The 22,886-nt window shown below is 67.1% G+C and carries 26 protein-coding genes; 13 read left to right on the top strand and 13 right to left on the bottom strand.

The annotated features are described in order from the left end of the window. The first annotated feature begins 169 nt into the window (after positions 1-169). The 5 genes from CIW48_RS08245 to CIW48_RS08220 all read left to right on the top strand — a co-directional run bounded on the left by CIW48_RS08245 (position 170) and on the right by CIW48_RS08220 (position 5,419). Positions 170-742, top strand: a complete 573-nt coding sequence (locus CIW48_RS08245) for a F0F1 ATP synthase subunit delta (protein ID WP_149310383.1) — start codon at positions 170-172, stop codon at positions 740-742. Between the two features lie 54 nt (positions 743-796). Continuing rightward, positions 797-2,329, top strand: a complete 1,533-nt coding sequence (atpA, locus tag CIW48_RS08240; RefSeq protein ID WP_149310382.1) for a F0F1 ATP synthase subunit alpha — start codon at positions 797-799, stop codon at positions 2,327-2,329. 148 nt (positions 2,330-2,477) lie between these two features. Continuing rightward, positions 2,478-3,368, top strand: coding sequence for a F0F1 ATP synthase subunit gamma (locus CIW48_RS08230; RefSeq protein WP_149310381.1), 891 nt, complete (start codon positions 2,478-2,480; stop codon positions 3,366-3,368). Positions 3,369-3,410: 42 nt separating this feature from the next. Beyond that, positions 3,411-4,865 (top strand): F0F1 ATP synthase subunit beta, encoded by a 1,455-nt coding sequence (gene atpD / locus CIW48_RS08225; protein WP_149310380.1) that lies wholly within the window; start codon positions 3,411-3,413, stop codon positions 4,863-4,865. Positions 4,866-5,017: 152 nt separating this feature from the next. Beyond that, positions 5,018-5,419: a F0F1 ATP synthase subunit epsilon gene (locus tag CIW48_RS08220; protein ID WP_149310379.1), complete on the top strand. Its 402-nt coding sequence runs from the start codon at positions 5,018-5,020 to the stop codon at positions 5,417-5,419. Positions 5,420-5,438: 19 nt separating this feature from the next. Here CIW48_RS08220 and CIW48_RS08215 read toward each other — a convergent pair whose 3' ends face one another. From CIW48_RS08215 to hrpB, 7 genes are all read right to left on the bottom strand, one after another. Continuing rightward, complete coding sequence (locus tag CIW48_RS08215; RefSeq protein WP_149310378.1) at positions 5,439-6,677, bottom strand: CCA tRNA nucleotidyltransferase; 1,239 nt, start codon at positions 6,675-6,677, stop codon at positions 5,439-5,441. Further along, on the bottom strand, positions 6,674-6,931 hold the full coding sequence (locus tag CIW48_RS08210; protein WP_149310377.1) for a DUF6111 family protein: 258 nt from the start codon (positions 6,929-6,931) through the stop codon (positions 6,674-6,676). The genes CIW48_RS08215 and CIW48_RS08210 overlap by 4 nt, the downstream gene beginning before the upstream one ends. A 9-nt stretch (positions 6,932-6,940) precedes the next feature. Beyond that, entirely contained in the window at positions 6,941-7,612 is a 672-nt protein-coding gene (locus CIW48_RS08205; protein ID WP_149310376.1) for a CoA pyrophosphatase, read from the bottom strand. Beyond that, positions 7,609-8,193, bottom strand: a complete 585-nt coding sequence (locus CIW48_RS08200; protein WP_149310375.1) for a DUF1285 domain-containing protein — start codon at positions 8,191-8,193, stop codon at positions 7,609-7,611. Before CIW48_RS08200 ends, CIW48_RS08205 begins: the two co-directional genes overlap by 4 nt. A 134-nt stretch (positions 8,194-8,327) precedes the next feature. Further along, positions 8,328-9,551, bottom strand: coding sequence for an SMP-30/gluconolactonase/LRE family protein (locus CIW48_RS08195; protein ID WP_149310374.1), 1,224 nt, complete (start codon positions 9,549-9,551; stop codon positions 8,328-8,330). A 74-nt stretch (positions 9,552-9,625) separates the two neighbouring features. Continuing rightward, positions 9,626-10,051: a PaaI family thioesterase gene (locus tag CIW48_RS08190; protein WP_149310373.1), complete on the bottom strand. Its 426-nt coding sequence runs from the start codon at positions 10,049-10,051 to the stop codon at positions 9,626-9,628. A gap of 47 nt (positions 10,052-10,098) precedes the next feature. Beyond that, positions 10,099-12,564: an ATP-dependent helicase HrpB gene (gene hrpB, locus CIW48_RS08185; protein ID WP_149310372.1), complete on the bottom strand. Its 2,466-nt coding sequence runs from the start codon at positions 12,562-12,564 to the stop codon at positions 10,099-10,101. Positions 12,565-12,749: 185 nt separating this feature from the next. Here hrpB and CIW48_RS08180 point away from each other — a divergent pair, with 185 nt between their 5' ends. The 4 genes from CIW48_RS08180 (at position 12,750) to CIW48_RS08165 (ending at position 15,036) form a co-directional block, all read left to right on the top strand. Next, positions 12,750-13,382, top strand: a complete 633-nt coding sequence (locus tag CIW48_RS08180) for a carboxymuconolactone decarboxylase family protein (RefSeq protein ID WP_149310371.1) — start codon at positions 12,750-12,752, stop codon at positions 13,380-13,382. 150 nt (positions 13,383-13,532) lie between these two features. Further along, positions 13,533-13,766, top strand: a complete 234-nt coding sequence (locus tag CIW48_RS08175) for a hypothetical protein (RefSeq protein ID WP_149310370.1) — start codon at positions 13,533-13,535, stop codon at positions 13,764-13,766. Positions 13,767-13,873: 107 nt separating this feature from the next. Continuing rightward, the gene (locus CIW48_RS08170) at positions 13,874-14,239 is read left to right on the top strand and encodes a hypothetical protein (RefSeq protein WP_149310369.1); all 366 of its coding nucleotides are present in this window, start codon (positions 13,874-13,876) and stop codon (positions 14,237-14,239) included. 98 nt (positions 14,240-14,337) lie between these two features. Beyond that, on the top strand, positions 14,338-15,036 hold the full coding sequence (locus tag CIW48_RS08165) for a YoaK family protein (RefSeq protein ID WP_149310368.1): 699 nt from the start codon (positions 14,338-14,340) through the stop codon (positions 15,034-15,036). On the opposite strand, the gene CIW48_RS08160 is transcribed toward CIW48_RS08165, so the two are convergent. Continuing rightward, on the bottom strand, positions 15,026-15,274 hold the full coding sequence (locus CIW48_RS08160; protein WP_149310367.1) for a flagellar protein: 249 nt from the start codon (positions 15,272-15,274) through the stop codon (positions 15,026-15,028). The two genes, CIW48_RS08165 and CIW48_RS08160, sit on opposite strands and share 11 nt — an antisense overlap. Before the next feature lie 101 nt (positions 15,275-15,375). After that, on the bottom strand, positions 15,376-15,540 hold the full coding sequence (locus CIW48_RS33175) for a hypothetical protein (RefSeq protein WP_173009215.1): 165 nt from the start codon (positions 15,538-15,540) through the stop codon (positions 15,376-15,378). A gap of 536 nt (positions 15,541-16,076) precedes the next feature. Between CIW48_RS33175 and CIW48_RS08155 the strand changes: the two genes are divergently transcribed. Then, on the top strand, positions 16,077-16,553 hold the full coding sequence (locus tag CIW48_RS08155; protein ID WP_149310366.1) for a hypothetical protein: 477 nt from the start codon (positions 16,077-16,079) through the stop codon (positions 16,551-16,553). A 47-nt stretch (positions 16,554-16,600) separates the two neighbouring features. Further along, positions 16,601-17,188 carry a hypothetical protein gene (locus CIW48_RS08150; RefSeq protein WP_149310365.1) on the top strand — a complete coding sequence of 196 codons (588 nt, stop codon included), beginning with the start codon at positions 16,601-16,603 and terminating at the stop codon, positions 17,186-17,188. Positions 17,189-17,329: 141 nt separating this feature from the next. Here CIW48_RS08150 and CIW48_RS08145 read toward each other — a convergent pair whose 3' ends face one another. The 3 genes from CIW48_RS08145 to CIW48_RS08135 form a co-directional block, all read right to left on the bottom strand. After that, complete coding sequence (locus tag CIW48_RS08145; RefSeq protein ID WP_197739347.1) at positions 17,330-18,037, bottom strand: hypothetical protein; 708 nt, start codon at positions 18,035-18,037, stop codon at positions 17,330-17,332. A gap of 400 nt (positions 18,038-18,437) precedes the next feature. Beyond that, positions 18,438-19,106 (bottom strand): hypothetical protein, encoded by a 669-nt coding sequence (locus tag CIW48_RS08140; RefSeq protein ID WP_149310364.1) that lies wholly within the window; start codon positions 19,104-19,106, stop codon positions 18,438-18,440. A gap of 122 nt (positions 19,107-19,228) precedes the next feature. Then, positions 19,229-19,558: a hypothetical protein gene (locus CIW48_RS08135; RefSeq protein WP_149310363.1), complete on the bottom strand. Its 330-nt coding sequence runs from the start codon at positions 19,556-19,558 to the stop codon at positions 19,229-19,231. 264 nt (positions 19,559-19,822) lie between these two features. On the opposite strand from CIW48_RS08135, the gene CIW48_RS08130 reads away from it, so the two are divergent. Further along, complete coding sequence (locus tag CIW48_RS08130) at positions 19,823-20,116, top strand: hypothetical protein (protein ID WP_149310362.1); 294 nt, start codon at positions 19,823-19,825, stop codon at positions 20,114-20,116. Positions 20,117-20,470: 354 nt separating this feature from the next. Continuing rightward, entirely contained in the window at positions 20,471-21,322 is an 852-nt protein-coding gene (locus tag CIW48_RS08125) for a site-specific integrase (RefSeq protein ID WP_173009214.1), read from the top strand. A gap of 81 nt (positions 21,323-21,403) precedes the next feature. Here CIW48_RS08125 and CIW48_RS08120 read toward each other — a convergent pair whose 3' ends face one another. Beyond that, entirely contained in the window at positions 21,404-22,036 is a 633-nt protein-coding gene (locus tag CIW48_RS08120) for a recombinase family protein (protein WP_173009213.1), read from the bottom strand. Positions 22,037-22,886: the final 850 nt, after the last annotated feature.

Genomic DNA, 22,886 nt, shown 5'->3' with positions numbered 1-22,886 from the left:
GCCTACCGTGTTGCGTGCGGCCATGCTGGCATGCTAGGCGGTCGCCGCGCCGCGAGGACAGTTCTCGACCCTGTCCGTCGCCGGCGCGATCCCACGTCCCGAACGGTCACGCACCGCGCTCCTGCCGGAGCGCGCGGAGCGGGCGGGCAACCAGAGAAGAGAGCGACGGGTGGCGCAGAACGGTTCCGAGGCTGGTCCCCTGGTCGCAGGCGTGGCGGGCCGGTACGCTTCCGCCCTGTTCGATCTCGCGCGCGACGAGCGCCAGGTCGACGCGGTCGCCGAGTCCCTCAATCAATTCGACACGCTGCTGAAAGAGAGCGCGGATCTCCGCCGCCTCGTCCGCAGCCCTGTGTTCAGTGCCGAGGAGCAGGCCGGCGCCATCGGCGCCGTGCTCGACAAGGCCGGCATCGGCGGTCTCGCCGGCAACTTCATCCGTCTCGCTGCTTCGAACCGCCGGCTCTTCGCCCTGCCCGACATGATCGAGGCATTCCGGAGCTTGGTCCAGGATTCGAAGGGCATCGTCCGCGCCCAGGTGCGCGTGGCCGAGAAGCCGTCCGACGCCGTGGTCGAGGAAATCAAGGCGTCGCTGCGCGACATCGCCAAGGCCGAGGTTGCCGTCGACCTCGTGATCGACCCGAGCCTGATCGGCGGCCTCGTCGTGAAGATGGGCTCGCGCATGGTCGACGCCTCCCTCAAGACCAAGCTCAACGGTATCCGCCTCGCGATGCGGGCCGCGCGTTAAGCGCCCCCATCCGACCCGAACACGCATAAACGCATCAGCGACAGAGGCCCGAGTATGGACATCCGCGCCGCCGAGATCTCCGCGATCCTGAAAGAGCAGATCAAGAACTTCGGCGAAGAGGCCGAGGTCTCCGAGGTCGGACAGGTCCTGTCCGTCGGCGACGGCATCGCCCGCGCCTACGGCCTCGACAATGTCCAGGCCGGCGAGATGGTCGAGTTCGAGTCGGGTGTGCGGGGCATGGCCCTCAACCTCGAGCAGGACAACGTCGGCATCGTGATCTTCGGCTCCGACCGCGAGATCAAGGAAGGCCAGACCGTCAAGCGGACCGGCGCCATCGTGGACGTGCCGGTCGGCAAGGGCCTGCTCGGCCGCGTCGTCGACGCCCTCGGCAACCCGATCGACGGCAAGGGCCCGATCGTCTCCACCGAGCGCCGCCGCGTTGACGTGAAGGCTCCGGGCATCATCCCGCGCAAGTCGGTGCACGAGCCGATGGCCACGGGCCTCAAGGCGATCGACGCCCTGATCCCGGTGGGCCGCGGCCAGCGCGAGCTGATCATCGGCGACCGCCAGACCGGCAAGACCGCCATCGCCCTCGACACGATCCTGAACCAGAAGCCCGGCCACGCCGCCGGCGGTGACGAGAAGGCCAAGCTCTTCTGCATCTACGTCGCCATCGGCCAGAAGCGCTCGACGGTGGCCCAGTTCGTGAAGGTGCTGGAGGACCAGGGCGCCCTGGAATACTCCATCGTGATCGCCGCCACGGCGTCCGACGCGGCGCCGATGCAGTTCATCGCGCCGTTCGCCGGCTGCGCCATGGGCGAGTACTTCCGCGACAACGGCATGCACGCCGTGATCGTGTATGACGATCTCTCCAAGCAGGCCGTGGCCTACCGTCAGATGTCGCTGCTGCTGCGCCGCCCGCCGGGCCGCGAGGCCTATCCGGGCGACGTGTTCTACCTCCACAGCCGCCTGCTCGAGCGCGCCGCCAAGATGGGCGACGCCGCCGGCAACGGCTCGCTGACCGCGCTGCCGGTCATCGAGACCCAGGCCAACGACGTCTCGGCCTACATCCCGACCAACGTGATCTCGATCACCGACGGCCAGATCTTCCTCGAGACTGACCTGTTCTACCAGGGCATCCGCCCGGCGGTGAACGTCGGCCTCTCGGTGTCGCGGGTGGGCTCCTCGGCCCAGACCAAGGCGATGAAGAAGGTCGCCGGCAAGATCAAGGGCGAGCTCGCGCAGTACCGCGAGATGGCCGCCTTCGCGCAGTTCGGCTCGGATCTCGACGCCTCCACCCAGGCGCTCCTGAACCGCGGCTCGCGGCTCACCGAGCTCCTGAAGCAGCCGCAATTCTCGCCGCTGAAGATGGAAGAGCAGGTCGCGGTGATCTACGCCGGCGTGAACGGCTACCTGGACAAGATGCCGGTCAGCAAGGTCCGTCCCTTCGAGGACGCGCTGCTCAGCACCCTGCGCACCAAGCACAAGGACCTGCTCGACTCGATCGCCGCCTCCAAGGACCTGTCGGATGAGAACGCCGGCAAGCTGAAGAGCATCGTCGAGAGCGTCGCCAAGTCGATCGGCTAAGGCACCTCCCCTCCCCCTTGTGGGGAGGGGTTAGGGGTGGGGGTGGTGCAGGAGGCACCGTGCCGCTCCATCCTGAACCACCCCCACCTCCGGCTCCTCCCCGCAAGGGGGAGGAGAGGCCCTTTCAAATGGACCTGGACCTCACCCGATGGCGAGTTTGAAGGACCTGCGCAACCGCATCACCTCGGTGAAGGCGACGCAGAAGATCACCAAGGCCATGCAGATGGTCGCCGCCGCCAAGCTGCGCCGGGCGCAGATGGCTGCCGAAGCCGGCCGTCCCTACGCCGAGAAAATGTCGGCGGTGCTCGGCAACCTCGCGGGCAACCTCGTCGGCGGCGTCGGCGCCCCGCGGCTCCTGTCCGGGACCGGCTCCGAGCAGACGCATCTTCTCGTGGTGTGCACCGGCGACCGTGGCCTCGCCGGCGCATTCAACTCGTCGATCGTGCGCCTCGCAGTGCGTGAGCACGCCCAGAAGCTCGCCGCCGAGGGCAAGACCGTCAAGATCATGACGGTCGGCAAGAAAGGTCTCGACGCGTTGCGGCGGCAGTACCGCGACCAGATCGTCGAGAGCATGGATATCCGCGGCAACCGGCCGGTCGATTACGACTTCGCGGCCGGCATCGCCGACAAGATTCTGACTCGCTTCGAGAACGGCGAGTTCGACGTCGCGACGCTGTTCTACTCCGAGTTCCGCTCGGTCATCTCGCAGATCCCGACCGCACAGCGCCTGATCCCAGCCGAGCTGCCCGCGGCCGACACGACCGCGAAGGCCGCTTCCGGCAACGCCGCCCTGGAATTCGAGCCGTCCGAGGAGGCGATCCTGGAGACGCTGCTGCCGAAGAACCTGACGGTGCAGATCTACCGGGCGCTCCTGGAGAACGCCGCCTCCGAGCAGGGCGCACGCATGAGCGCCATGGATTCGGCTACCCGCAACGCGGGCGAGATGATCAAGAAGCAGACGCTGATCTACAACCGCACGCGTCAGGCCATGATCACCAAGGAACTCATCGAGATCATCTCGGGTGCGGAAGCCCTCTGAGGCACCGCAACCCGACCGCACAGCTTGAAGGGTAGGTTTACGATGGCGAACACCGCAATCCCCGGCACCGGCTCGAACAAGTCCGGCAAGATCACCCAGGTCATCGGCCCCGTGGTCGACGTGCAGTTCGAGGGCCACCTGCCCGAGATCCTGAACGCGCTGGAGACCAAGAACAACGGCGCCCGCCTCGTCCTCGAGGTTGCCCAGCAGCTCGGCGAGAACACCGTCCGCTGCATCGCCATGGACACCTCCGAGGGCCTGACCCGCGGCCAGGAGTGCTTCGACACCGGCGAGCCAATCAAGGTTCCGGTGGGCATGAACACGCTCGGCCGCATCATGAACGTCATCGGCGAGCCGATCGACGAGGCCGGCCCCGTCCAGGCCGACACCTACCGCGCCATCCACCAGCCGGCCCCCTCCTACGCCGACCAATCGACCGAGGCGCAGATCCTCGTCACCGGCATCAAGGTGGTGGACCTGCTCGCCCCCTACGCCAAGGGCGGCAAGATCGGCCTGTTCGGCGGCGCCGGCGTCGGCAAGACCGTGCTGATCATGGAGCTGATCAACAACATCGCGAAGGTGCACTCGGGCTACTCGGTCTTCGCCGGCGTGGGTGAGCGGACCCGCGAGGGCAACGATCTCTACCATGAGATGATCGAGTCCAAGGTGAACGTGGACCCGAAGGAGCATGGCTCCGCCGAGGGCTCCAAGTGCGCCCTGGTCTACGGCCAGATGAACGAGTCGCCTGGCGCCCGCTCGCGCGTCGCCCTGACCGGCCTGACCATTGCGGAGCAGTTCCGCGACGACGGCCAGGACGTGCTGTTCTTCGTCGACAACATCTTCCGCTTCACCCAGGCGGGCTCCGAGGTGTCGGCGCTTCTGGGCCGCATCCCCTCGGCGGTGGGCTATCAGCCGACGCTCGCTACCGACATGGGCGCCCTGCAGGAGCGCATCACCACCACCAACAAGGGCTCGATCACCTCGGTGCAGGCGATCTACGTGCCCGCCGACGATCTGACCGACCCGGCGCCGGCCGCCTCGTTCGCCCACCTCGACGCCACGACCGTGCTGTCGCGCTCGATCGCCGAGAAGGGCATCTACCCGGCGGTGGACCCGCTGGACTCGACCTCGCGCATGCTGTCGCCGACGATCCTCGGCGAGGAGCATTACGACGTCGCCCGTCGCGTTCAGCAGACTCTGCAGCGCTACAAGGCGCTCCAGGACATCATCGCGATCCTGGGCATGGATGAGCTGTCCGAAGAGGACAAGCTGACCGTGGCCCGCGCCCGCAAGATCGAGCGCTTCTTCTCGCAGCCCTTCTCGGTGGCGGAGGTGTTCACCGGCTCGCCGGGCAAGCAGGTGGCGCTGGAAGACACCATCAAGGGCTTCAAGGGCCTCGTGAACGGCGACTACGACGATCTCCCCGAGGCCGCCTTCTACATGGTCGGCACCATCGAGGAGGCCCAGGAGAAGGCCAAGAAGCTGAAGGCGGCGTAAGGCTGCTCCCTCCCCTCCCCCTTGCGGGGAGGGGTCGGGGGTGGGGGTGTTTCAGGATCGGGCGCCGCGGTGCCTCCTGCGCCAACCCCACCTCCACCTCCTCCCCGCACGGGGGAGGAGCGCGCGTTGCGGGTTCGGGAAGCTAGAGACCGATGGCCACCTTCCATTTCGATTTCGTCGGCCCCGAGCGGACGCTGTATTCCGGCGAGGTGACCGCCGTTCAGCTGCCCGGCACCGAGGGCGAGATGACCGTCATGCCGGGCCACGCGCCCGTGCTGACCTCGCTGCGGGTCGGCGTCATCGTGGTCACCGAGAGCCAAGGCAGCGGCAAGCGGATCTATGTCCGCGGCGGCTTCGCCGATATCGGCCCGACCGCCGTGACCGTGCTCGCCGAGCGCGCCGCGCCGATCGAGGAACTGACCCACGAATCCCTGGACCGGGACATCGAGGCGATCGAGATGCAGCGCGACGCCACCGAGGACCTGCAGAAGCGCGAGGAGCTGAACGGCCAGATCGTCCAGCTGCAGGAGACCAAGGCGCTTCTCAAGCTCTGAGCCAAGCTCTGAGCGTTGTTCAGCGGGCGCACTCCAGCGCCCGCACCAGCAGCTCGGCCCGCGCGTCCGAATCCGCCGGACAGCCCCGCTCCAGCCAGACCTTCCGCGCCGCAGCCAGCCCGCGCCCGATGCCGGGCCCCGGCGCGACACCGGCGGCGATCAGATCCGCTCCCGCCAGGGGGAAGATTGGCGACGCTCCCTCACCTTCGAGGGTGCGAAGGGCAGCTGTCGCCGCCTCCGTCACGGTGGGGCGCGGCTCGCCGGCCAGGATCGTGAGCATGTCGGCCAGCTGCGCCAGGCCGTGTCCCGCCGTGAGGGCCCGCATCGCAGCCTCATCCAGGATCGCGCGTCCGTGGAGATCGGCCAGCGCCTCCGCGTAGCCGAGCAGCCGCCCGTGCTCGCTGTTCGAGAGACGCAGTCGATCCCGCAGCCGATCCGCGTCATGGCGGGCGCCGACCGACAGGGCCGCGAGGCGCATCACCGGGGACAGCCCCGCGGCGGCGGCGCGCTCCAGACGTCCAAGCTCGGCGACGCCGCCGGTGATCCGCTGGAGCAGGCCGGTGGCGCTCAGCGTCCTCACCATGACAGCTCCGCCAGAAGCCGTGAGCAGCTTCAGGAACTCCGCCCGCACCCGCTCGCGGGAGAGCCGGTCGAGGCTGTCCCGCGCGGCCACGCAGGCCGCCAGGGCTGCCGAATCGGGCGCCCCGGCTCCGAAGCGGGCATGGAAGCGGAAGAAGCGCAGGATCCGCAGCGCGTCCTCGCGAATTCGGGTTGCCGGGTCTCCGATGAAGCGAACCCGCCCGGCTTCGAGGTCGGGCAGCCCGCCTACCGGATCGTGCGGCGTTCCGTCGGAACTGAGCGAGAGGGCGTTGACGGTGAAATCCCGACGTTCGGCGTCGCGGAGGAAGTCCGTGCCGAATCGGACGATTGCATGCCGACCATCGGTCTCGACATCCTCGCGCAGGGTCGTGACCTCGATCGGTCCGTCCTCGGTGACCAGGGTGATCGTGCCGTGCTCGATCCCGGTCGGCACCGCCTTGAGGCCGGCCGTCCGCTGCGCGGCGTTCATCACCGCCCCGGGCAGCAAGGTGGTCGCCATGTCGATATCGGCGGTCTGGACGCCGAGCAGCGCGTCGCGCACGCAACCGCCGATCAGGCGGGTCTCGGCGCCCGGAATGTCCAGGGCCGCGAACACCCGGCGCACGCCCGGGCGGTCGAGCAGGGCCGTGAGGCCGGCTCGGTGGAGCGCACGGTTCACCGGAAACCACCGGGCACGAGGCGGCCGTTCTCCATGTGGGTGGGCACGTAGCCCCCGGGGCGGCGCTCGGAGAACAGGCCCTCGTAGACCAGCGTGCCGATCACCACCGCCAGCCCGGCCAGGACGAGGCGGAGCACGTGGGGGTCCCAGTGCATTCGGCGCAGCGGGTTGCGACCGGTCAGCAGCAGGTAGACCAGGAACAGGGCAAAGGGGATGAGGAAGAGGCCGAACTCTTCGAGGACGCGACGCAGCATGGGGGCAGCCTAGCGTGCCGGGCGGCCGACGTCGCCGGGTTCGGCCTCGGGATAGAGCCGTTCCCGGAGATTGTTCAGGATCCCCGCGGTAACGCCCCAGATCAGCCGTTCGCCGAAGGTCACGGCATAGAACCAGCGCTCGCGCCCCTGCCAGGACCGGGAACGCAGGCGGTAGCGCTCGCGATCCATCAGGATCGGAAGCGGCACCTCGAACACGTCCGCCACCTCGGCGGGATTGGGTGTCACCACCGCGTCGGCATCGACTAGTCCGATGACCGGGGTCACCAGGAAGCCGGTGCCCGAGAGATACGGATCGAGATAGCCGAGCAGCCGCACCGCGTCGGGCCGGAGCGCGATCTCCTCGAACGCCTCCCGCAGGGCTGCCTCCGCAGGACCTGGATCGGACGGATCGATCTTGCCGCCCGGCAGCGCCACCTGCCCGGAATGGTCGCGCAGATTGGCCGCCCGCATCGTCAGGATCAAACTGGGGCCCTCCGCGCGTCGCACGACCGGCACGAGGACGGCGGCCCGGCGATGGGGCGGCGGCGGCATCACGGCCGAGCCGTCGGGGTCGAGGCTGTGGTCGCCGCGCGGGTTGGAGGTCGGATCGTCCGGCCCCGGCGGATCCGGCGACAGGCCGGCCGCGGCACGGGCGAGGAAGTCGGCGAGCGGGTCGCTCACGCGGTGGCGACCGGCGCGATGCTATGGAAGGTGCCGCCGGCCCACAGGCCGAGCCAGGGCTCGCCGTCGACGACGCGCTCCTCGGCGAGATCGACGAGGTCATAGGTGAGCGCCCGGGTGACGAGCGCCCAGAGCCCGCGGCGGACATGGAGGTAGGGCTTCAGTGCCCCGTCCGGCCCCTCCTCGAAGCGGAGGGCGTGCTCGGCATCGACGCTCACGAGATCGTCCACATTGGTGCGGAAGGAGATGCGTCGCCCCTCGCCCGTGCCGTCGACGGCCATCTCGACGGCCACGAAGGCCGCGTCCTCGACGGTGATGCCGACGCTCTCCACCGGCGTGACCAGGACGGTCTTGCCGTCCGGCTCGCGCCGCAGGATGGTGGCGAACAGCTTGACCAGCTTGTCCCGGCGGATCGGCGAGCCGTTGTGATGCCACGTCCCGTCCGCGGCGATGCGGATGTCGATGGCGCCGCAATAAGGCGGGTCCCACCGCTCCACCGGCGGCAGCCCGCGCGTCGGCACGTCCCCGAGGGCCGCGCTGAGGCGGCTCAAGGTCGGGTCTGGGGCGGGATCCTCGCTCATGCCCGACACAGATAGCGTGCCGATGGCCGGTCAGCCATGGCGGACCGAAGGATCGGCCCCGGTTCCGTCCCGGATTGCAGGGCCTCAACTGTCGGCCCGACGCGCAGGCCGGGTGAGGGCCGACGTCCGCGACTTTAGGACGGCCCGGCACCCTGGGTGTTCACCGTCAGGGCGTAGAGCGACTGGCTCGCCGCCATGAACAGGCGGTTGCGCTTGGGGCCGCCGAAGGTGAGATTCCCGCACACTTCCGGCAGACGGATCCGCCCGATGAGCTTGCCCTTCGGCGTCCAGACGGTCACGCCGTTGTAGCCCACGGCCCGGCCGGCATTGCTGGACACCCAGAGATTGCCGTCGACATCGGCCCGCAGACCGTCGAGCCCGCATTTCACCCCGTCCACGACGCAATCCGAGAAGAGACGCTTGTTCGAGAGCGCGGCCCCGGTCCCGACGTCGAAGGCGTAGATCTCACCCTTGCCACCGGGCCCGGTATCCCCCGGCCCCTTCCCCGTGGAGCAGACGTAGAGCGTCCGGTGATCGGGCGAGAAGCACAGGCCGTTCGGATCGGGCACCTCATCGTCGGTGAGCACACGATCGATCCGCTCGGCCGGATCGATGCGGTAGACCGCGTTCGGGAGCGCACGTCGCCGCAGGACGGTCCCGGCCGGCTGCCCGAGCCGCGGATCGAGATGGCCCTGCGGGTTGCTCGGCCCACCCGCCGCGTCGGGCAGGCCCTCGTAGAGCAGCGCGCCGTAAGGCGGATCGGAAAACCAGTAAGCGCCGTCCGGGTGCTGGACGACATCGTTGGGCGAGTTCAGCGGCTTGCCGTCGAACGAATCGGCCAGGATCGTCGCCGAACCGTCGAGCTCGTAGCGCACGACGCGCCCGGTGGCGTGCTCGCAGCTGAGCTGCCGCCCCTGGCGATCGAAGCTGTTGCCGTTGGAATTGTTGCTCGGCATTCGGAAGGTGGAGACGTGCCCGTCCTCCTCTAGCCAGCGCATCTGCCGGTTGTTCGGGATGTCGCTCCAGACGAGGTAGCGGCCAACGGCGCTCCAGGCCGGCCCCTCCGCCCAGAGGGCGCCGCTCCAGAGCCGCCGGATGGCGCTGTTCGGCACGATGTAGGGTTCGAAGGCCGGGTCGACCGCGATCACGTCCGGATCGGTAAAGTAGGTGGTCGGGGCCGCGCCCGGCCGGAAGTCGCGCGGCGGGCGCGTCACCGTGCTCGGCACTTCGGGCTGCGCCGCCGCGTCACCGACCGTTGCGGCGAGGGCGCCTAATCCTGCGAGGATCGCGCGTCGGGAAGGCGGGGGGAGCCCGCGCTCCGCCTCGATCCCGGATGCGTCGGTCTGCGACGGCCGCATGCGTTTCTCCATCGCGCATCCTGCAAGTGCTCCGCGATGCGCGCCGACAGGCTAGGACCAATGTCCTGCGCGGGTCAATCCGGCCGGCGCCGGAGGATCTTCCAGACTCCGTCCGCCGAGGCGAGGAGTCGGGTGCCGTCGCGGACGTCGCCGCGCATGAACACGAGGGAGCCGGTGCGCTTGACCACCTGAGGCCGGATCTCGATCCAATTGCCGAGGCGGCCGACATCGATGAACTTCATCTCCAGCTGGATGGTCACGCAATTGGCGCCGTCCGCCGCCCACATCGCGGTCTCGCCAAGCGCGCGGTCGGCAAAGCTCATCAGCATGCCGCCATGGACCACGCCAATCAGGTTGGCGTGCTTCTGCTCCGCCCGGAACGCGTAAGCGCCGTCCGCGCCCCTGAGATGCAGCGGCCCGACATGGGCGATGAAGCCCTTGTCCTCCACCAGGGCCCAGCCGTGGCCGACGGGATCGAGGGCTTCCGTTTCGGTTGTCATCGCGTCCGGTCCGTTCGTGCCGATGCGGGAGAAGGACGTGGTGGCCGTCAGGTTCCCCGGGGCTTGACCCGGCGAGTCGGCGCCTCGTTGAGCGGATTCTCAGGCCAGGGATGGCGCGGATAGCGCCCGCGCATCTCGGATCGCACCGCCGCCCAGGATCCGCGCCAGAAGCCCGGCAGGTCTCGGGTGATCTGGATCGGTCGCTGAGCCGGCGACAGCAGGTGCAGGACCAGCGGTCGCCCGCCAGCCCTGGGATGCCGGTCGAGGCCGAAGAGCTCCTGGACCCGGACTGACAGCGCGGGCTCCTCGGCCGTGTAATCCACCGGAATGCGCGAGCCTGTCGGCACCTCGACATGGGTCGGTGCCTCCGCGTCGAGACGGGCGCGCAGGTCCCAGGGCAGCAAGACCTGCAGGGCGTCCGCGAGGTCGCTCGGCGTGACCGACGCCAGGGCGGCGCGACCCGCGAGAGACGGCGCCAGCCACGTCTCCGCCGTCCGGGCCAGCGCCGCGTCCGACAGGTCGGGCCAGGTAGCGCCCTCGGCGGCGTGGAGGAAGGTCACCCGGGCCCGCCACTGCGCCAGGGCCGGCGTCCAAGGCAGGCGGTCAATCCCGAGTTCCGCGATGCCGCGCGCCAGGATCTCAGCGCTGTGCAGGTCGCACGGCACCGGCAGCGGCCGTGCCCCGAGGGTGACGGCGCCGAGCCGACGGACCGCCCGCGCCCGCAGGGCGGCGGCCTGCGGATCGAAGGTGATCTCGGTGCGGGACTCGATCCGGTCGGCGAACAGCCGCTCGACCGCCTCGGCCCCGATCGCCGCCGCGGCCAGGATCCGGGCGTTCCCGGCCGCTCCGGCAAGATCGGCGATCACCAGATGGGTCTCGCGGGCGAGCGGGCTCGCCGGGTCGAGGCGCCCGGCCCGACCGCTCGCCATCACGAACTCGCCCTCGCGGCCGCGAGCCCGCGCCACCCGGTCGGGGTAGGCGAGCGCCAGGAGGGGCCCGGCGGCGGCCGGACCGGCATCCTGGCCCGCAGAACCGCCCGCCCCGGCGATCCGGGCCCATCCTTCGGCGAGCCGGCGCATGTCGGCGGCGCGCCCGCCTCGGTCGCGGCGGAAGCGCTCGACCCGCTCGTCGAGGTCGAGGCCGTCGCCGCCGAGGCCGCGCTCCACCAGCACGGCTGCGAGGTCGGCGGCGGCCCGCGCCTGACCGGTGCCGGCCGCGACCGTCACCATCCGGGCGAGCCGCGGCGGCAGAGGCAGCGCCCGCAGTCGCGCGCCGACCGGCGTCAGCCGGCCGTCGGCATCGAGCGCGCCGAGTTCGGTCAGCAGGGCGCGGGCCTCCGCCAGGGCGGGTGCCGGGGGTGGGTCGAGGAAGGCGAGCGCGGACGGGTCGGTCACGCCCCAGGCGGCGCAGTCGAGGAGGAGCCCGGCGAGGTCCGCTGACAGGATCTCCGGCCGCGTGAACGGCTCGAGGGCGTTGGTGCCCGCCTCGGACCAGAGCCGCCAGCACAGCCCGGGCTCGGTCCGGCCGGCGCGGCCCCGGCGCTGGTCCACGGAGGCGCGGGAGGCGCGGGCCGTGACCAGCCGGGTCAGACCGAGGCCCGGCTCGTAGACCGGGACCCGAGCAAGCCCCGAATCGACCACGATCCGGACGCCCTCAATGGTCAGAGAGGTTTCGGCGATGCTGGTCGCGAGGACGATCTTCCGGGTGTCGGCGGCCGCGGGGGCGACGGCCCGGTCCTGCTCGGCGGGCGTCAGCGCCCCGTAGAGGGGCGCGATCTGCACGTCGGATCCGACCCTATCGGCCAGCAGGTCAGCGGTCCGGCGAATCTCCGCCTGTCCGGGCAGGAACACCAGGATCGAGCCGGGATCCGCGCGCAGGGCGCGCAAAGTGACCTCGGCCACCGAATCCTCGATCCGCCGGTTCGGATCGCGCTCCACGTACCGGGTCTCCACCGGGAAAGCGCGACCCTCGGAGGTCACGACGGGCGCGTCGCCCATCAGGCGCGCGACCCGCGCGCCGTCGAGCGTCGCCGACATGACGAGGATCCGCAAATCCTCCCGCAGGCCGCCCTGCGCGTCGAGGGCCAGGGCGAGACCGAGATCGGCGTCCAGGGAGCGCTCGTGGAACTCGTCGAACAGCACCGCGCCGATTCCGGAAAGTTCCGGATCGTCCAGGATCATCCGGGTGAACACGCCCTCGGTGACCACCTCGATCCGCGTCCGCGCGGTGATCTTCGAGCCGAGGCGGACGCGCAGGCCGACCGTGCCGCCGACCGGCTCGCCGAGCGTCTGCGCCATCCGGGCAGCGGCGGCCCGCGCGGCGAGGCGGCGCGGCTCCAGCAAGATGATCCGACGCCCATCGAGCCAGGGCGCCGCGAGGAGGTCGAGGGGCACGCGGGTCGTCTTGCCGGCGCCGGGGGGCGCCACCAGAACGGCGGCGTTCCGCGCGGCGAGCGCGCGACGCAGATCGGGGAGCGCCGCCTCGATCGGCAGCACGGGTGCGGGACCGGCCATCGCGGCCGCTGATGGCGCGGCGCGGCGCCGAGCGCAACCGGTCCGGACCCGGGTCCGCGGCGCGTCCGGCGTTCCCATGACGCCGTGCGGGATTCGACACGGGCTTCCCGGTCCGGGCCCTGGCGGCCGCGTGGCGCTGCCGCAATCGTGCGGCGCGACTGCACAGATCCAACGGGAGCGAAACGATGACCCTCCGCCGCGCGCTGACCCTTGCCGCCATCTCCCTGGCCCTGCCGCTGGCGACCACCGCGGCGCGGGCGCAGGACCGGCTGCCGACCATTCCGCCCCAGGACTACACCCCCGAGCAGAAGCAGGCCGCCGAGGCCTTCGCGCAGGCGCGCGGCAAGCCACCCTTCGGGCCGTTCGAACCGCTCATGTACTCGCCCGAGGTGATGACGCTCGCGCGATCGATGGGCGACTATCTCCGCTTCAAGCCGAAGATCGGCACCACGCTCTCGGAGCTTGTGATCCTGATGACCGCCCGCCGCTGGACGCAGGATTACGAGTGGTACGTCCACGCGCCGATCGCCGAGAAGGCTGGCATCTCCGCCGAGATCATCGCGGCGATCCGCGACGGCCGCCGGCCGGCCAAGATGAGTGACGACGAGACCCTCGTCTACGATTTCACCGCCGAGCTTCAGGACACGAAGCGTGTCTCCGACGCAACCTTCGCGCGCGCCGAGGCCCGGTTCGGCAAGCCCGGCGTCGTCGATCTGGCGGCGATATCCGGCTACTACACATTCCTCGCCATGGAATTGAATGCGGCGCGCTACGCGATTCCCGCGGATGGCAAACCCCTGCCGCGGATGCCGGAGTGAGCCGGGTTATCCACAGCGATTGGGCAGCGAAATCCAGGTTTTCCACAGGGTTGGCATGGGTTTGGGCCGACGACCCGGCGGACGTTGACGGAACGTTAACCCTTATGGCTTGTTCTCTTTTCGTTCCCGGATGCAACGAAGGAGAACCCGATGCTGACCCAGGTCCTGGCCCGGCGCGACGATCACGCCTGCCCCGTCGAGGCGATCAGCGCGGCGTATCTCGGCTTCGCCGGCGGCGATGCCGGGATCGCCCTGCGTTGCGCGATCGCCGATGCCCTGTCCGACCTGATGGAGGCCGAGCGGCGCACGCGCGAGCGCAGCCGCCTGATCTCCCGCGGCTACATCCGGACCGACCCCGATCCGGAGGCTGGGCCGACAAGCTGAACAGTGGCTGCAGGCCGGCTTCAGCTTCGGTGCAGCGCTGACGCGGCATTGTCGCTCTCGTGATCCGGGGCACCGCAGGTGCTCCGCACTTCCTCTGGAGACAGGTCATGACACGCATCGCTCTGCTCTCGGCCGCTGCGCTGATCGGCGCGGGCACCCTGGCCTCCACGACTGCCGAGGCCCGCGGTGGCGGCGCCATCGCGGCCGGCATCATCGGCGGCCTCGCGGCCGGAGCGCTGATCGGCGCCGCGACCCAGGCCCATGCGGCGCCCGACTATGGCTACGACGATTACGGCTATGCCCGCACCCGCGTGGTCGTGCGGCCGGCCCCGGCCTACCGCGCCTACGAGGAGGACGCGCCGGTCTACGCCACCCGCCGGACGGTGACCTACGAACGGGTCCCCGTCGGCTACGGCCCTGCCCGCCACTGGCACGGGGATTGGGATGGCGGCTACGGCTATCGCGGCTGGTGAGGTGCGGGTCGCTCCGGGTGCCGTGACGGCGCCCGGGAGCTTGGCTTAAGACAGCGGCGCCGGGTCGAATCCGGCCTCCGCAACCAACCGACGAATCCATGCTGGTCCACGAAGGCGAGACGCGCACCCCGGAGGCCGACCGGGCGCTCGCCCTGTCCCTCGCGGCTGTAGCCGGCGCATTGAACACCGCCGGGTTCTACGCGGTCGGCCTCTACGCCTCGAACATGACCGGGAACGTGTCGGCGATTTCCGATCGGACCGGCACGGGCGACCTCATCCTGGCCGCGCAGGCCGGCCTGCTCGTCATCCTCTTCGTCCTCGGTGCCGCCACCGCGACGCTGCTGATCCGGCGACGCCGTCGCAGGGCCCATCCGGGCGCCTATGCCTACGGGGTCTGCATCGAGGCGATTCTCCTCGTCGCAGTTGGCCTGCTCGTGCTGCCGCTTCACGAGCCGGCGCGGAGCCACGCCCTGGTTCTCGGCCTGAGCTTCGTTCTGGGCTTGCAGAACGCGGCCGTGACCAAGATCTCCGAGTCGCGGGTGCGGACCACGCATGTGACCGGCATGATCACCGATATCGGCATTGAACTCGCGCGCCGGCTTGATCGCGGCACGTCCGGACCCGATGCGCTGAAGCCCCACGATCCCGTGCGGCTGAGGCTGTACCTGCTGACCGTCGGCGCCTTCCTGACCGGCGGCGTGGTGGGGGTCGTCGCCTATCGCCTCGTCGGTGTGGCGCTGCTCTTCGTGGCGGCCGCGATCCTGGCGGGCCTCGCCCTTCCCGCCCTCAAGCGCTGATGTCGAGGAGCTGCCCCATCATGCGGTCGCTGGCGCGCGCCACCGCGGCGTTCAACGCGAAGGCCGACTTCGACCCGATCAGGTCCGCGGCGGCCCCCGAGAGATCCACCTGGGCGGCCGGCGGCAGGGCCGTGTCACCGACCGGGACGCCGCTTGCCGCGATGGTCTCGGCGGCTTTCCCGAGCCGATCCGTGGCCCGGGTCATGCCTGTCGTGGCGGTCTGAAGGGCGTCGATCATGCCGGAATCTCCCGCCCGAGATCCTGGCAGGGAGGCGACAAGACCCGGTTTCGGCGATCGCTCAAATGCGAGCCATCACCTGCAGCTGGCCGGCCGGCTTCTCAACCCTTCGGCGCGCACACTGTGACCGGGGAGGCCCCGCCATAGGGCCGTTCCGCTTCCGCGATCTGCTTCGCGGCGGCCTCGCAGGCCTGCTTGGTGTTGAACTCGACAGATCCGATCGCGGAGCCCGAGCCGGCGAGCATGATGATCAGCACGTAGACCACGCCGTTTCCTCCGTCGCGCCGTTCAGCAGTGGCACATCCCGGATCCGAATGGATAGCGTGCCGCGTGCGACCGCGCCGAACGGCGGATCGCGATCGCGGGTTGGTGCGGACGGCGGGAGACCATATGTACCAGAACTAGATATTGAAATCGTTGACATTTTTCGGACGCTTGCGAGGCCCTTTGTAGCGGCTTTTGTAGCGGTTGGCGAGGGATGCGGCCGGGTTGTGAGTTCTCTCTCCGTGCGTTCCGGCACGGCTAAATCACGTGCTGCCGACACGGAGGACAAGAGCAACACGCCTCGGGCTTCGCCGGCCATGCTCTGGGAGACCAGAACAGGCATACGCGAAGCTCCCCGTGCCGGTCTCGGCGCTTAAACTGGTCAAGCTCAACCCAGCCCTCTTCGATCGAAGAGCGACCCTTCAGGTCAAACCATGACCTGCAAGAGGCGGCCTTCTTGTGCGCGTGGCGCTCGCTGGCCATGCTGAGCTTTTAACGCGCGCCGCGACACATTGGCCTTCGCATCCTGGGTTCAGAAATGACGCTGCTCTTCCCTCGCGCCAGCAGTGTTGAGCTTGAACGCTACGTCGTGCCGTTCGGCCGGATGATGCTGGCGTACGGACGTGCTCATGAGGCAGTTGTGGAGCTGGTCCTGCTGGAGATCACCGAGGAAGCAGAAGCCAGGGAGCACGTTGCAGGGACCAAGGGGTTGCCGAAGAAGATGCGTCGGCTGTTCCGGGATAAGCTCGGTAAGGAGGAGTTCGAGCTGATGAACGTCTGCATCAAGCAGTTCTCCGAGGTGGCTTCCGAGCGGCATCACCTCATCCACGGCGAATGGTGGTTCGATGGAAAATGCCTCGTCGTGCGCAGGCTTCACAAGGGGCTGTTGATGCACGCTCTAGACATCACGCCAGCGCGCATCGACGAGTGGGGTGAAACGCTCGACAACATCGCCGACGAGCTGGACATAATCCAAGACACCGCGAGGAGAAAACGAGAAGCCGCGGAGTTCTAGATCCAGACTGGGTGCAAGCAGGACTAGCCTTCAAAAGTGCGGCTCACATGATCACTGATGTTCAGAAAGATGCAAGCGAGGTAAGGCAGCGCCTCTCAGAATGGCTTACCACGGCCGAGTTTCAAGCCATCGTGCAGCAAGCCTCCGAGCAAGTCGGGCCCCACACCATCTTCCGCACTCCCGCTTGGTCGTTCTGGCGTGACGCCTGGATCATCGGGCGCTTTGCCGACCTCATCGGTGCTGATCGTGCGCAGCTTACTTCTCAGATCGAGCAGTACCCCGATGGTCGCGTGCGGACGGCTACAGGGATTTTGGAGGTGGAGGCTACAGAGGCGCTAATGCCTGGGCGCAAGCGGGCGAATGAGTACGCGCCAGACGCTCCAGATATACTCCATGATCCGCAGGAAGAGTGGGATAGACGCCTCGATACCCTTCCAAGCGTGCTTGATCGCGTCATCTGCAAGAAAGTGGGAAACCGGTATGGGCTGAGGCCGACCTTGGTCGTCTACCTGAACATCGGAGCCTACGGCAGCTACCGAGATGCTGAGACGCGAACCAGCGTCGCGAACGTCAAGGAGCGGTACGCTAGCAGCTTCACATCTCTTCATGTGCTGCGAGGTGACGAGTTGCTCTGACGACATCGTCAACAGCGGTCTCGATGATTAGGACGGCCGTATCAACGTCGTGGCGCATCGAAGTCAGTAGGGCAGCACGACTGAACCAGGTCAGTAGGCGGACGTAGGCCTGCCGATCCGAGAGATCAGACATCACCTTGGCTATGCAGCCAGACGCTCTCCATCGGTGTAGCAGAGTTCACTTTCCGAGGAGTTGTGAGCTTGGGTAATGAACCTCGCTCCGCCGGAGGCCAACACCTCATCCTCAAGCATCGAGATGCGCACCTTACCGAGGTATGGAAGGGGCTGTGACACCCTCAGCATCGCACTCGCCTTTTGCCTCGAACGGATGCTGACGTAGCGGCTGACCACCTGCTGCGTCACGTCGAGGACGCTCGCCATCTCAGTGTGCGTGAGGTCGGGGAAGTGATCGCACAGCCAGATGACGCAGCCCTGGACGTTCAGGTCATTGAGACGTTCAGCACGGAAGGCGTTCAGCGCCTCGCTGGCCTGAGCGATCACCGTACTCGCCAGCTTGGATTCGAGAGCGGCCACGGCCTCTGACCACCGGGCCTCGATCCACTCCCGCCCAGCAGGGCTGATGACATCGAAGGGGTAGCGGACCTTGGGCGGCTTGGCGGGGATGTGCTTCCCGAACCCCTGCTTCACGACCTCAGGCGTCAGGCGATGGCGGTTGTGGGTACGGCCACCCTCCACGTAGAGGAAGCCCATCTCCCGAAGGATGATCCTGATCCGACGTGCTGTGACGCCCTTCATCTCACCAAGTTCGGTGATGGTGATCCAGTCCCCGGCGCTGACTTCGACTAGCTCTCCCGTGCGTCGGTCGAATACCTGCTCTGTGTACTTCATGTCCTTTTTCTCTCATGTTGTGGGCTTGGGTAATGCACTTCGCTCCGCCGGAGGCAGACGAGGAGCTTCTGTGAACACGAATGGTCCCCGCACGCTGTTGGACGCACGTGAGTTGTCTTCGTGAGTTTAGGAAGATGCTGTTGGGGGCGCGGACGATGCGTGTATTGGTATCTAGAAAGGACCAATACGCCCTACGCGAGACGTAGGTAGCCTATGGCTCAGTCACCGGCTCGACAGCACCGCCCGTGAGGCTTCGCGGTCTCTGCATGAGCTACGTAGCCGTATCGCCCGGCCACGCATCGTCCTTGCCGACACAAGGCCGGCTGGCGGGTGGTTGAGGTACCGCTCAGCCACCGGTTGAACAGATGGAATCACACAAGCGGATGTTCGATCCGGAGCATCAATTCAGCGCCTCCAGTGCTTCGGCGAGGCTGTTGGCTTGGCACCGCTTAGCCTCCTGCTCCTCGCGCTCCATCCTAACAAGCGCGGCACCGACCGCCCCGAGCGCGTCAATGACCCAGCTCGCAAATGTCAGCGCCGCACGAGGCGTGAGTTCCCGGTACGCTCGCTGCACCTTGCCAGTACGGTGGTTGTACCAGGTGCCGGCGTTCAGGTGGGTCAGTCCCCGTAATCGCCGAGCGAGCTGCATCCGGAAAGATGCGTCGGAGCGGAAGCGGCGGGGCTGATGATCTTCCAACAGGAAGAGAGCGAAGGTCGTCTCGATCACTTCGGTGGAGGAGACATGATCGGCGAGCTTGATCACCTCGCGAGCGGCGATACGCTCATGGCGATAGCCCGGCTGACCTCGCTCGAAGGCGATCAGGACGCGATTGGCATGCTCAACCACCGCTTGCCATCGGTCGGTGCAGTGCGCCCACACCGGACTTGTCGCGTTCTTTGCTACGCGCGCGCCTACGAGCCGCAGGTAGGGGGCGAGGTCCGCCTTGGTAATCGCGCGCTGTTCCGGATGCCCATGGCGCCGTGAGCGGGATCGATGAGTGGAGCAGAATTTCCCATAGCGGGAGGTCCGCGCGCCGCAGCCGGGCGCACGGCAGGTGCGTACTGCCATGTTCGTAGTCCTGTGAAGTTGGGGTGCCGAGGGGAGGACGCAGTTGCGCAGATCGCCAGCAACAAAGAAATTGCGCCCGTCCCGGTGCAGGCAGAAGCCTAATCGAGCGAACTTACGTCATATTAGCTTACGTGGTCCTCGCTCTGGTCGATGTGAGTGAGGTAGTATCGATGCCACTCATTCGCCAGGGCATCCATTGCTTCCTCAGCTTCTTCGGCCAAATTCGACAGCTCAAGCCTCATTTTTTCGATGCGCCGACGAACCTTATCCATTTTTGTCAAGGCCATTTCCACCGGGACCCAATCAGCTGAGCCGATTTGAACATTGTACTCTACAACCACTGAAATAATGTCTTCTTCTACTCCACGAATGTGTCTGAGTGAGCGATTCAGGTCGGGCAGGTTCTCGTGCATATAGATGACTGCGTCGCGCTGTATTTCGGTCATGTCCATGTTGTTTCTCCAGCGTGGCCTTCGCGGCCAATTGAGCGAGCGCCAGGAGGCTGAGAGCTGCTCCGGCGCGGAATGCCGTGCGTGAGAGCGCGGCGTGTTCCTAGTAGAGGCACTAATTGGCCCGTTTCAGAAAAATGTTTTGTTATACAACGAGGTAACCGGCTTCCAACGCGCGATTGGGTGCGTATAGTCGTCCGCCTCAATCGGAGCGAGGCCGTGCCGTCAGTCAGCCCCAATTGCACCGCGTGCAAACCATGCCGGGTCATGCTGTTGACCACGCAGCAGTTCATGCGGCTCGGCGGTGAAAGTTGGGATCGCAGCTTCACGATCCGCGTCGGCAAACGGGCGCGGGCGATCCACGAAGAGTTGCTCGGCCGCGAGCCCAAGAAGGTCCGACCATCCGTCAGAGGCGCCTACCGTAACAAGGTTGGGCTCTATCCGTGCGGCGTGCTGGAGCAGGCTTACAGGCAGGTGCGGGCTGAGGATCTGGAACGCGGCGGGATTTCGATAGCCTGCCCGGAGGATAGCGAGACCGAGGTAAGGAATGAGGCCGGATAGCCACCGGCCTGGAGTCCCAGTCCGGTAAGCGCGAACACTACAAGCACAAATGCCAGAACCTGTGTTCAAATAGATTCCTTATGGTATAATTCTCAAATACTGCTGTAATACTCCTCGTGGGTGAACAGCTTCTCGAGGGTGAATACGATGCCAGTCATCCGAGGGTCATGTTGGCAAGGGGTGGTCTATCACCGCCTCCTACCAAGTGGGCGCGCTCGTCGCAGCTTCGCAACTGAAGAAGCTGCAGATGCTTGGGAGCGAGTCACCAAGCTCCGACTTCAGCGCAGCAAGCCCATTCTTCCCGAGGCGGTGGGTAAACGCCCCAAAACCCATCCTCAGGGACTACCTTGGACCATGGCCGAGCTGGTCGCGCACGTTTCAACGAGCCGCTGGAAGGGCGCCGCCGCCCATCGATCACAGACAACCAACGCAATGGAGATTGTCGCGCTGATCGGCGCCCACAAACCAGTGACTGACCTCAACAAGGCCGATATCGACCGCGCCCGTGGGAAGCTGCTCGATCGGGGCAATCAGCCCTCCACGGTGAACCGAAAGGTGGCCGCGCTCTCGACCTGCCTTACCGAGGCACGGGACATGGGTCTCATCGCCGTTAAGCCGAAATGTGCCAAGTACCGCGAAAGCGATCACCGCATCCGCCGGTTCAGCAAAGCCGAGGAAGCCGAAGCCCTCAGCTATTTCATGATGATGAGCGAGCCGGACATGGCCGACTTCGTTGCGCTCTCGCTGGACACGGGCCTGCGCCAAGGCGAGATGCTGAACCTGAGATACAGGGACGCGGATGGCCGCACGGTCACCGTCTGGGGCACAGGCAGCAAGAACGGCAGGACCCGCTCTGTGCCTCTCACGCGCCGCGCGATCGGCATCCTGGCGGCCCGGCAAGAACGTCTGGCGGCAGCTCCCGGTGACTTAGTCATCCCGATGAGCCGCTACGCCTTGCGCTGGCAGTGGGAGAAGCTCGCCTGCGTCCTAGGCGTCGAGCAGGACAAGCAGTTCGTGCCCCACATCCTTCGCCACGAGTTCTGCTCAAGGCTGGCGGAGCGGGACCTCAGTGCGGTCGTCATCCAACAGCTCGCTGGCCACAGCTGCCTGGCTGTCACGCAGCGGTACGTCCACGTCCGGGCTGAGCACCTCGTGCGCGCAATCCAAGCTCTGGAGGCCGAAGCCAGTCCGGCAACAGAGGCGTAGCCGCTTCGTCGCGCTATACCCGCATCCCGCTCATGCGCTAGGCTTGGGTAATGTCGGTTGTCACGGTTGGGGCGCTCGCACCTATGCCCATCGAGCGAGCGCCGCCTCAGCGTCGGCCGCGTTGTCCCGGATGCGGTAGACCGTCTGTCGGCTCAAGCCCGTAGAGGCCGCAATCTCGCTGACCCCCGTTCCCTGCCCTAGCGCATCCCGCACGGCATCGAACTGCACCCGCGTGAAGCTCGGCTTGCGACCCCTGTAGGCTTCCTCTCGGGCCTTGGCGTGGTCGATGCCAGCCCGTTGGGCTTCCTTCGTGGCCTCTGCCTGTGCCTGGGCTGTCGCGGCCATGAAGGCGATGAGGGCGTCCCGAACGGCCTGCTGCATGGGATCGGTGGTCGCCCCATCGAAGGTGAGGCTGTTAATGACGGTGCGGACGATGACGCCCCTGCGCATCAGCTCCCGAATGGTGTCGCACACGTCCGCGTAGTTGCGACCCAAGCGGTCCACCCATCGGACCACCAGCACATCCCCACGCCGGAGCATGTCGAACAGGCGACGCCCCTGAGGGCGATCCCGAAGGCCGGTGGTAAGCCCAGACACACCGTCGTCGGCCACCACATCGTCGATGACGAAGCCCGCCGCCTCGGCCTGCTTGCGCTGGTGCGCCAAGGTCTGTTCTGCTGTTGAGACGCGAGCGTAGAGGATGGTCTGGGACACAGCAGCACCTGTCCGAATGGCTGGTGTCCGCATAAGCTGATGTCCGTATGGCCACGTCAACCCTTACGGACAGGATTTCGGACATCATCACAGCTGTCCGCTACGGCATACCCATGCGGACAGCTCTTAGGTCTTTTAGTCCTGTGTCGCTGGATCTGATGCAGCGACGACCAGTTTGCCACGGATTGTTACAGCGAGCGCATCCGCTTCGGCCATGAGGGCGAACACCTGAGAACGGATCTCACGGTACCTCTGGTACTCCACGGGAGCAGCAGCATCCATTGCCTCTGCCGTCATCGGACCAGCCGCAGAATGGGAGAGGAAACGCTCGATCTTAGACGCCCGCTCTACGGCGTCTGCCGGAGCGACGATATCGAGCCATGAACGCCATGAACGCTTGCCCTTTCTCTCGTTGCAGCTTCGACAGCAAGGAACGAGATTGCGCACCCTATGTCCGTGCCCCGAGAATTCGCCGTTTACCACCCGGCCGAACACGTGATCCCACGTAGCAGCCTCTTTGGCACAGTAAACACATGACAGAGCCCCTTCTGGGTCTTGTCCTAAGTCTCGGATACCCTGAGCAACAGCCTCGCGAGAATATGCATCAAAGGGCGCGAGGGCCGAGGCAAAAGCCGCAGAGAAGGTGCTCTTCCGACCCAATATTGTTTGCCCCTTGAGGTGCGACTTGATGCTCTCAATGCGCATGACCAAACCGCACCCAGATACCCGCCCAATCACAAACAGGCGCCAAGTGGGAAGGCTGTTAAGGGAGGGCGTTGCTTAGTCAAGCTGACGCCGCATTCTTCGGGAGCCCGCGCGTGCTTCTGCCGTGCGCCTAAACGCGATGCCG

It is taken from the genome of Methylobacterium sp. P1-11 (assembly GCF_008329595.1).
GTDB lineage: Bacteria > Pseudomonadota > Alphaproteobacteria > Rhizobiales > Beijerinckiaceae > Methylobacterium.
This window is presented reverse-complemented; position numbering and strand designations above follow the sequence as displayed.

What these genes read in the sequence shown, in the direction of transcription:
- atpA (WP_149310382.1), top strand. Translation starts at nt 797, where the DNA reads ATGGACATCCGCGCCGCCGAGATCTCCGCGATCCTGAAAGAGCAGATC.
- CIW48_RS08230 (WP_149310381.1), top strand. Translation starts at nt 2,478, where the DNA reads ATGGCGAGTTTGAAGGACCTGCGCAACCGCATCACCTCGGTGAAGGCG.
- atpD (WP_149310380.1), top strand. Translation starts at nt 3,411, where the DNA reads ATGGCGAACACCGCAATCCCCGGCACCGGCTCGAACAAGTCCGGCAAG.
- CIW48_RS08220 (WP_149310379.1), top strand. Translation starts at nt 5,018, where the DNA reads ATGGCCACCTTCCATTTCGATTTCGTCGGCCCCGAGCGGACGCTGTAT.
- CIW48_RS08210 (WP_149310377.1), bottom strand. Translation starts at nt 6,931, where the DNA reads ATGCTGCGTCGCGTCCTCGAAGAGTTCGGCCTCTTCCTCATCCCCTTT.
- CIW48_RS08200 (WP_149310375.1), bottom strand. Translation starts at nt 8,193, where the DNA reads ATGAGCGAGGATCCCGCCCCAGACCCGACCTTGAGCCGCCTCAGCGCG.
- CIW48_RS08195 (WP_149310374.1), bottom strand. Translation starts at nt 9,551, where the DNA reads ATGCGGCCGTCGCAGACCGACGCATCCGGGATCGAGGCGGAGCGCGGG.
- CIW48_RS08190 (WP_149310373.1), bottom strand. Translation starts at nt 10,051, where the DNA reads ATGACAACCGAAACGGAAGCCCTCGATCCCGTCGGCCACGGCTGGGCC.
- hrpB (WP_149310372.1), bottom strand. Translation starts at nt 12,564, where the DNA reads ATGGCCGGTCCCGCACCCGTGCTGCCGATCGAGGCGGCGCTCCCCGAT.
- CIW48_RS08180 (WP_149310371.1), top strand. Translation starts at nt 12,750, where the DNA reads ATGACCCTCCGCCGCGCGCTGACCCTTGCCGCCATCTCCCTGGCCCTG.
- CIW48_RS08175 (WP_149310370.1), top strand. Translation starts at nt 13,533, where the DNA reads ATGCTGACCCAGGTCCTGGCCCGGCGCGACGATCACGCCTGCCCCGTC.
- CIW48_RS08170 (WP_149310369.1), top strand. Translation starts at nt 13,874, where the DNA reads ATGACACGCATCGCTCTGCTCTCGGCCGCTGCGCTGATCGGCGCGGGC.
- CIW48_RS08165 (WP_149310368.1), top strand. Translation starts at nt 14,338, where the DNA reads ATGCTGGTCCACGAAGGCGAGACGCGCACCCCGGAGGCCGACCGGGCG.
- CIW48_RS08160 (WP_149310367.1), bottom strand. Translation starts at nt 15,274, where the DNA reads ATGATCGACGCCCTTCAGACCGCCACGACAGGCATGACCCGGGCCACG.
- CIW48_RS08155 (WP_149310366.1), top strand. Translation starts at nt 16,077, where the DNA reads ATGACGCTGCTCTTCCCTCGCGCCAGCAGTGTTGAGCTTGAACGCTAC.
- CIW48_RS08150 (WP_149310365.1), top strand. Translation starts at nt 16,601, where the DNA reads ATGATCACTGATGTTCAGAAAGATGCAAGCGAGGTAAGGCAGCGCCTC.
- CIW48_RS08145 (WP_197739347.1), bottom strand. Translation starts at nt 18,037, where the DNA reads ATGAAGTACACAGAGCAGGTATTCGACCGACGCACGGGAGAGCTAGTC.
- CIW48_RS08140 (WP_149310364.1), bottom strand. Translation starts at nt 19,106, where the DNA reads ATGGCAGTACGCACCTGCCGTGCGCCCGGCTGCGGCGCGCGGACCTCC.
- CIW48_RS08135 (WP_149310363.1), bottom strand. Translation starts at nt 19,558, where the DNA reads ATGGACATGACCGAAATACAGCGCGACGCAGTCATCTATATGCACGAG.
- CIW48_RS08130 (WP_149310362.1), top strand. Translation starts at nt 19,823, where the DNA reads ATGCTGTTGACCACGCAGCAGTTCATGCGGCTCGGCGGTGAAAGTTGG.
- CIW48_RS08125 (WP_173009214.1), top strand. Translation starts at nt 20,471, where the DNA reads ATGGCCGAGCTGGTCGCGCACGTTTCAACGAGCCGCTGGAAGGGCGCC.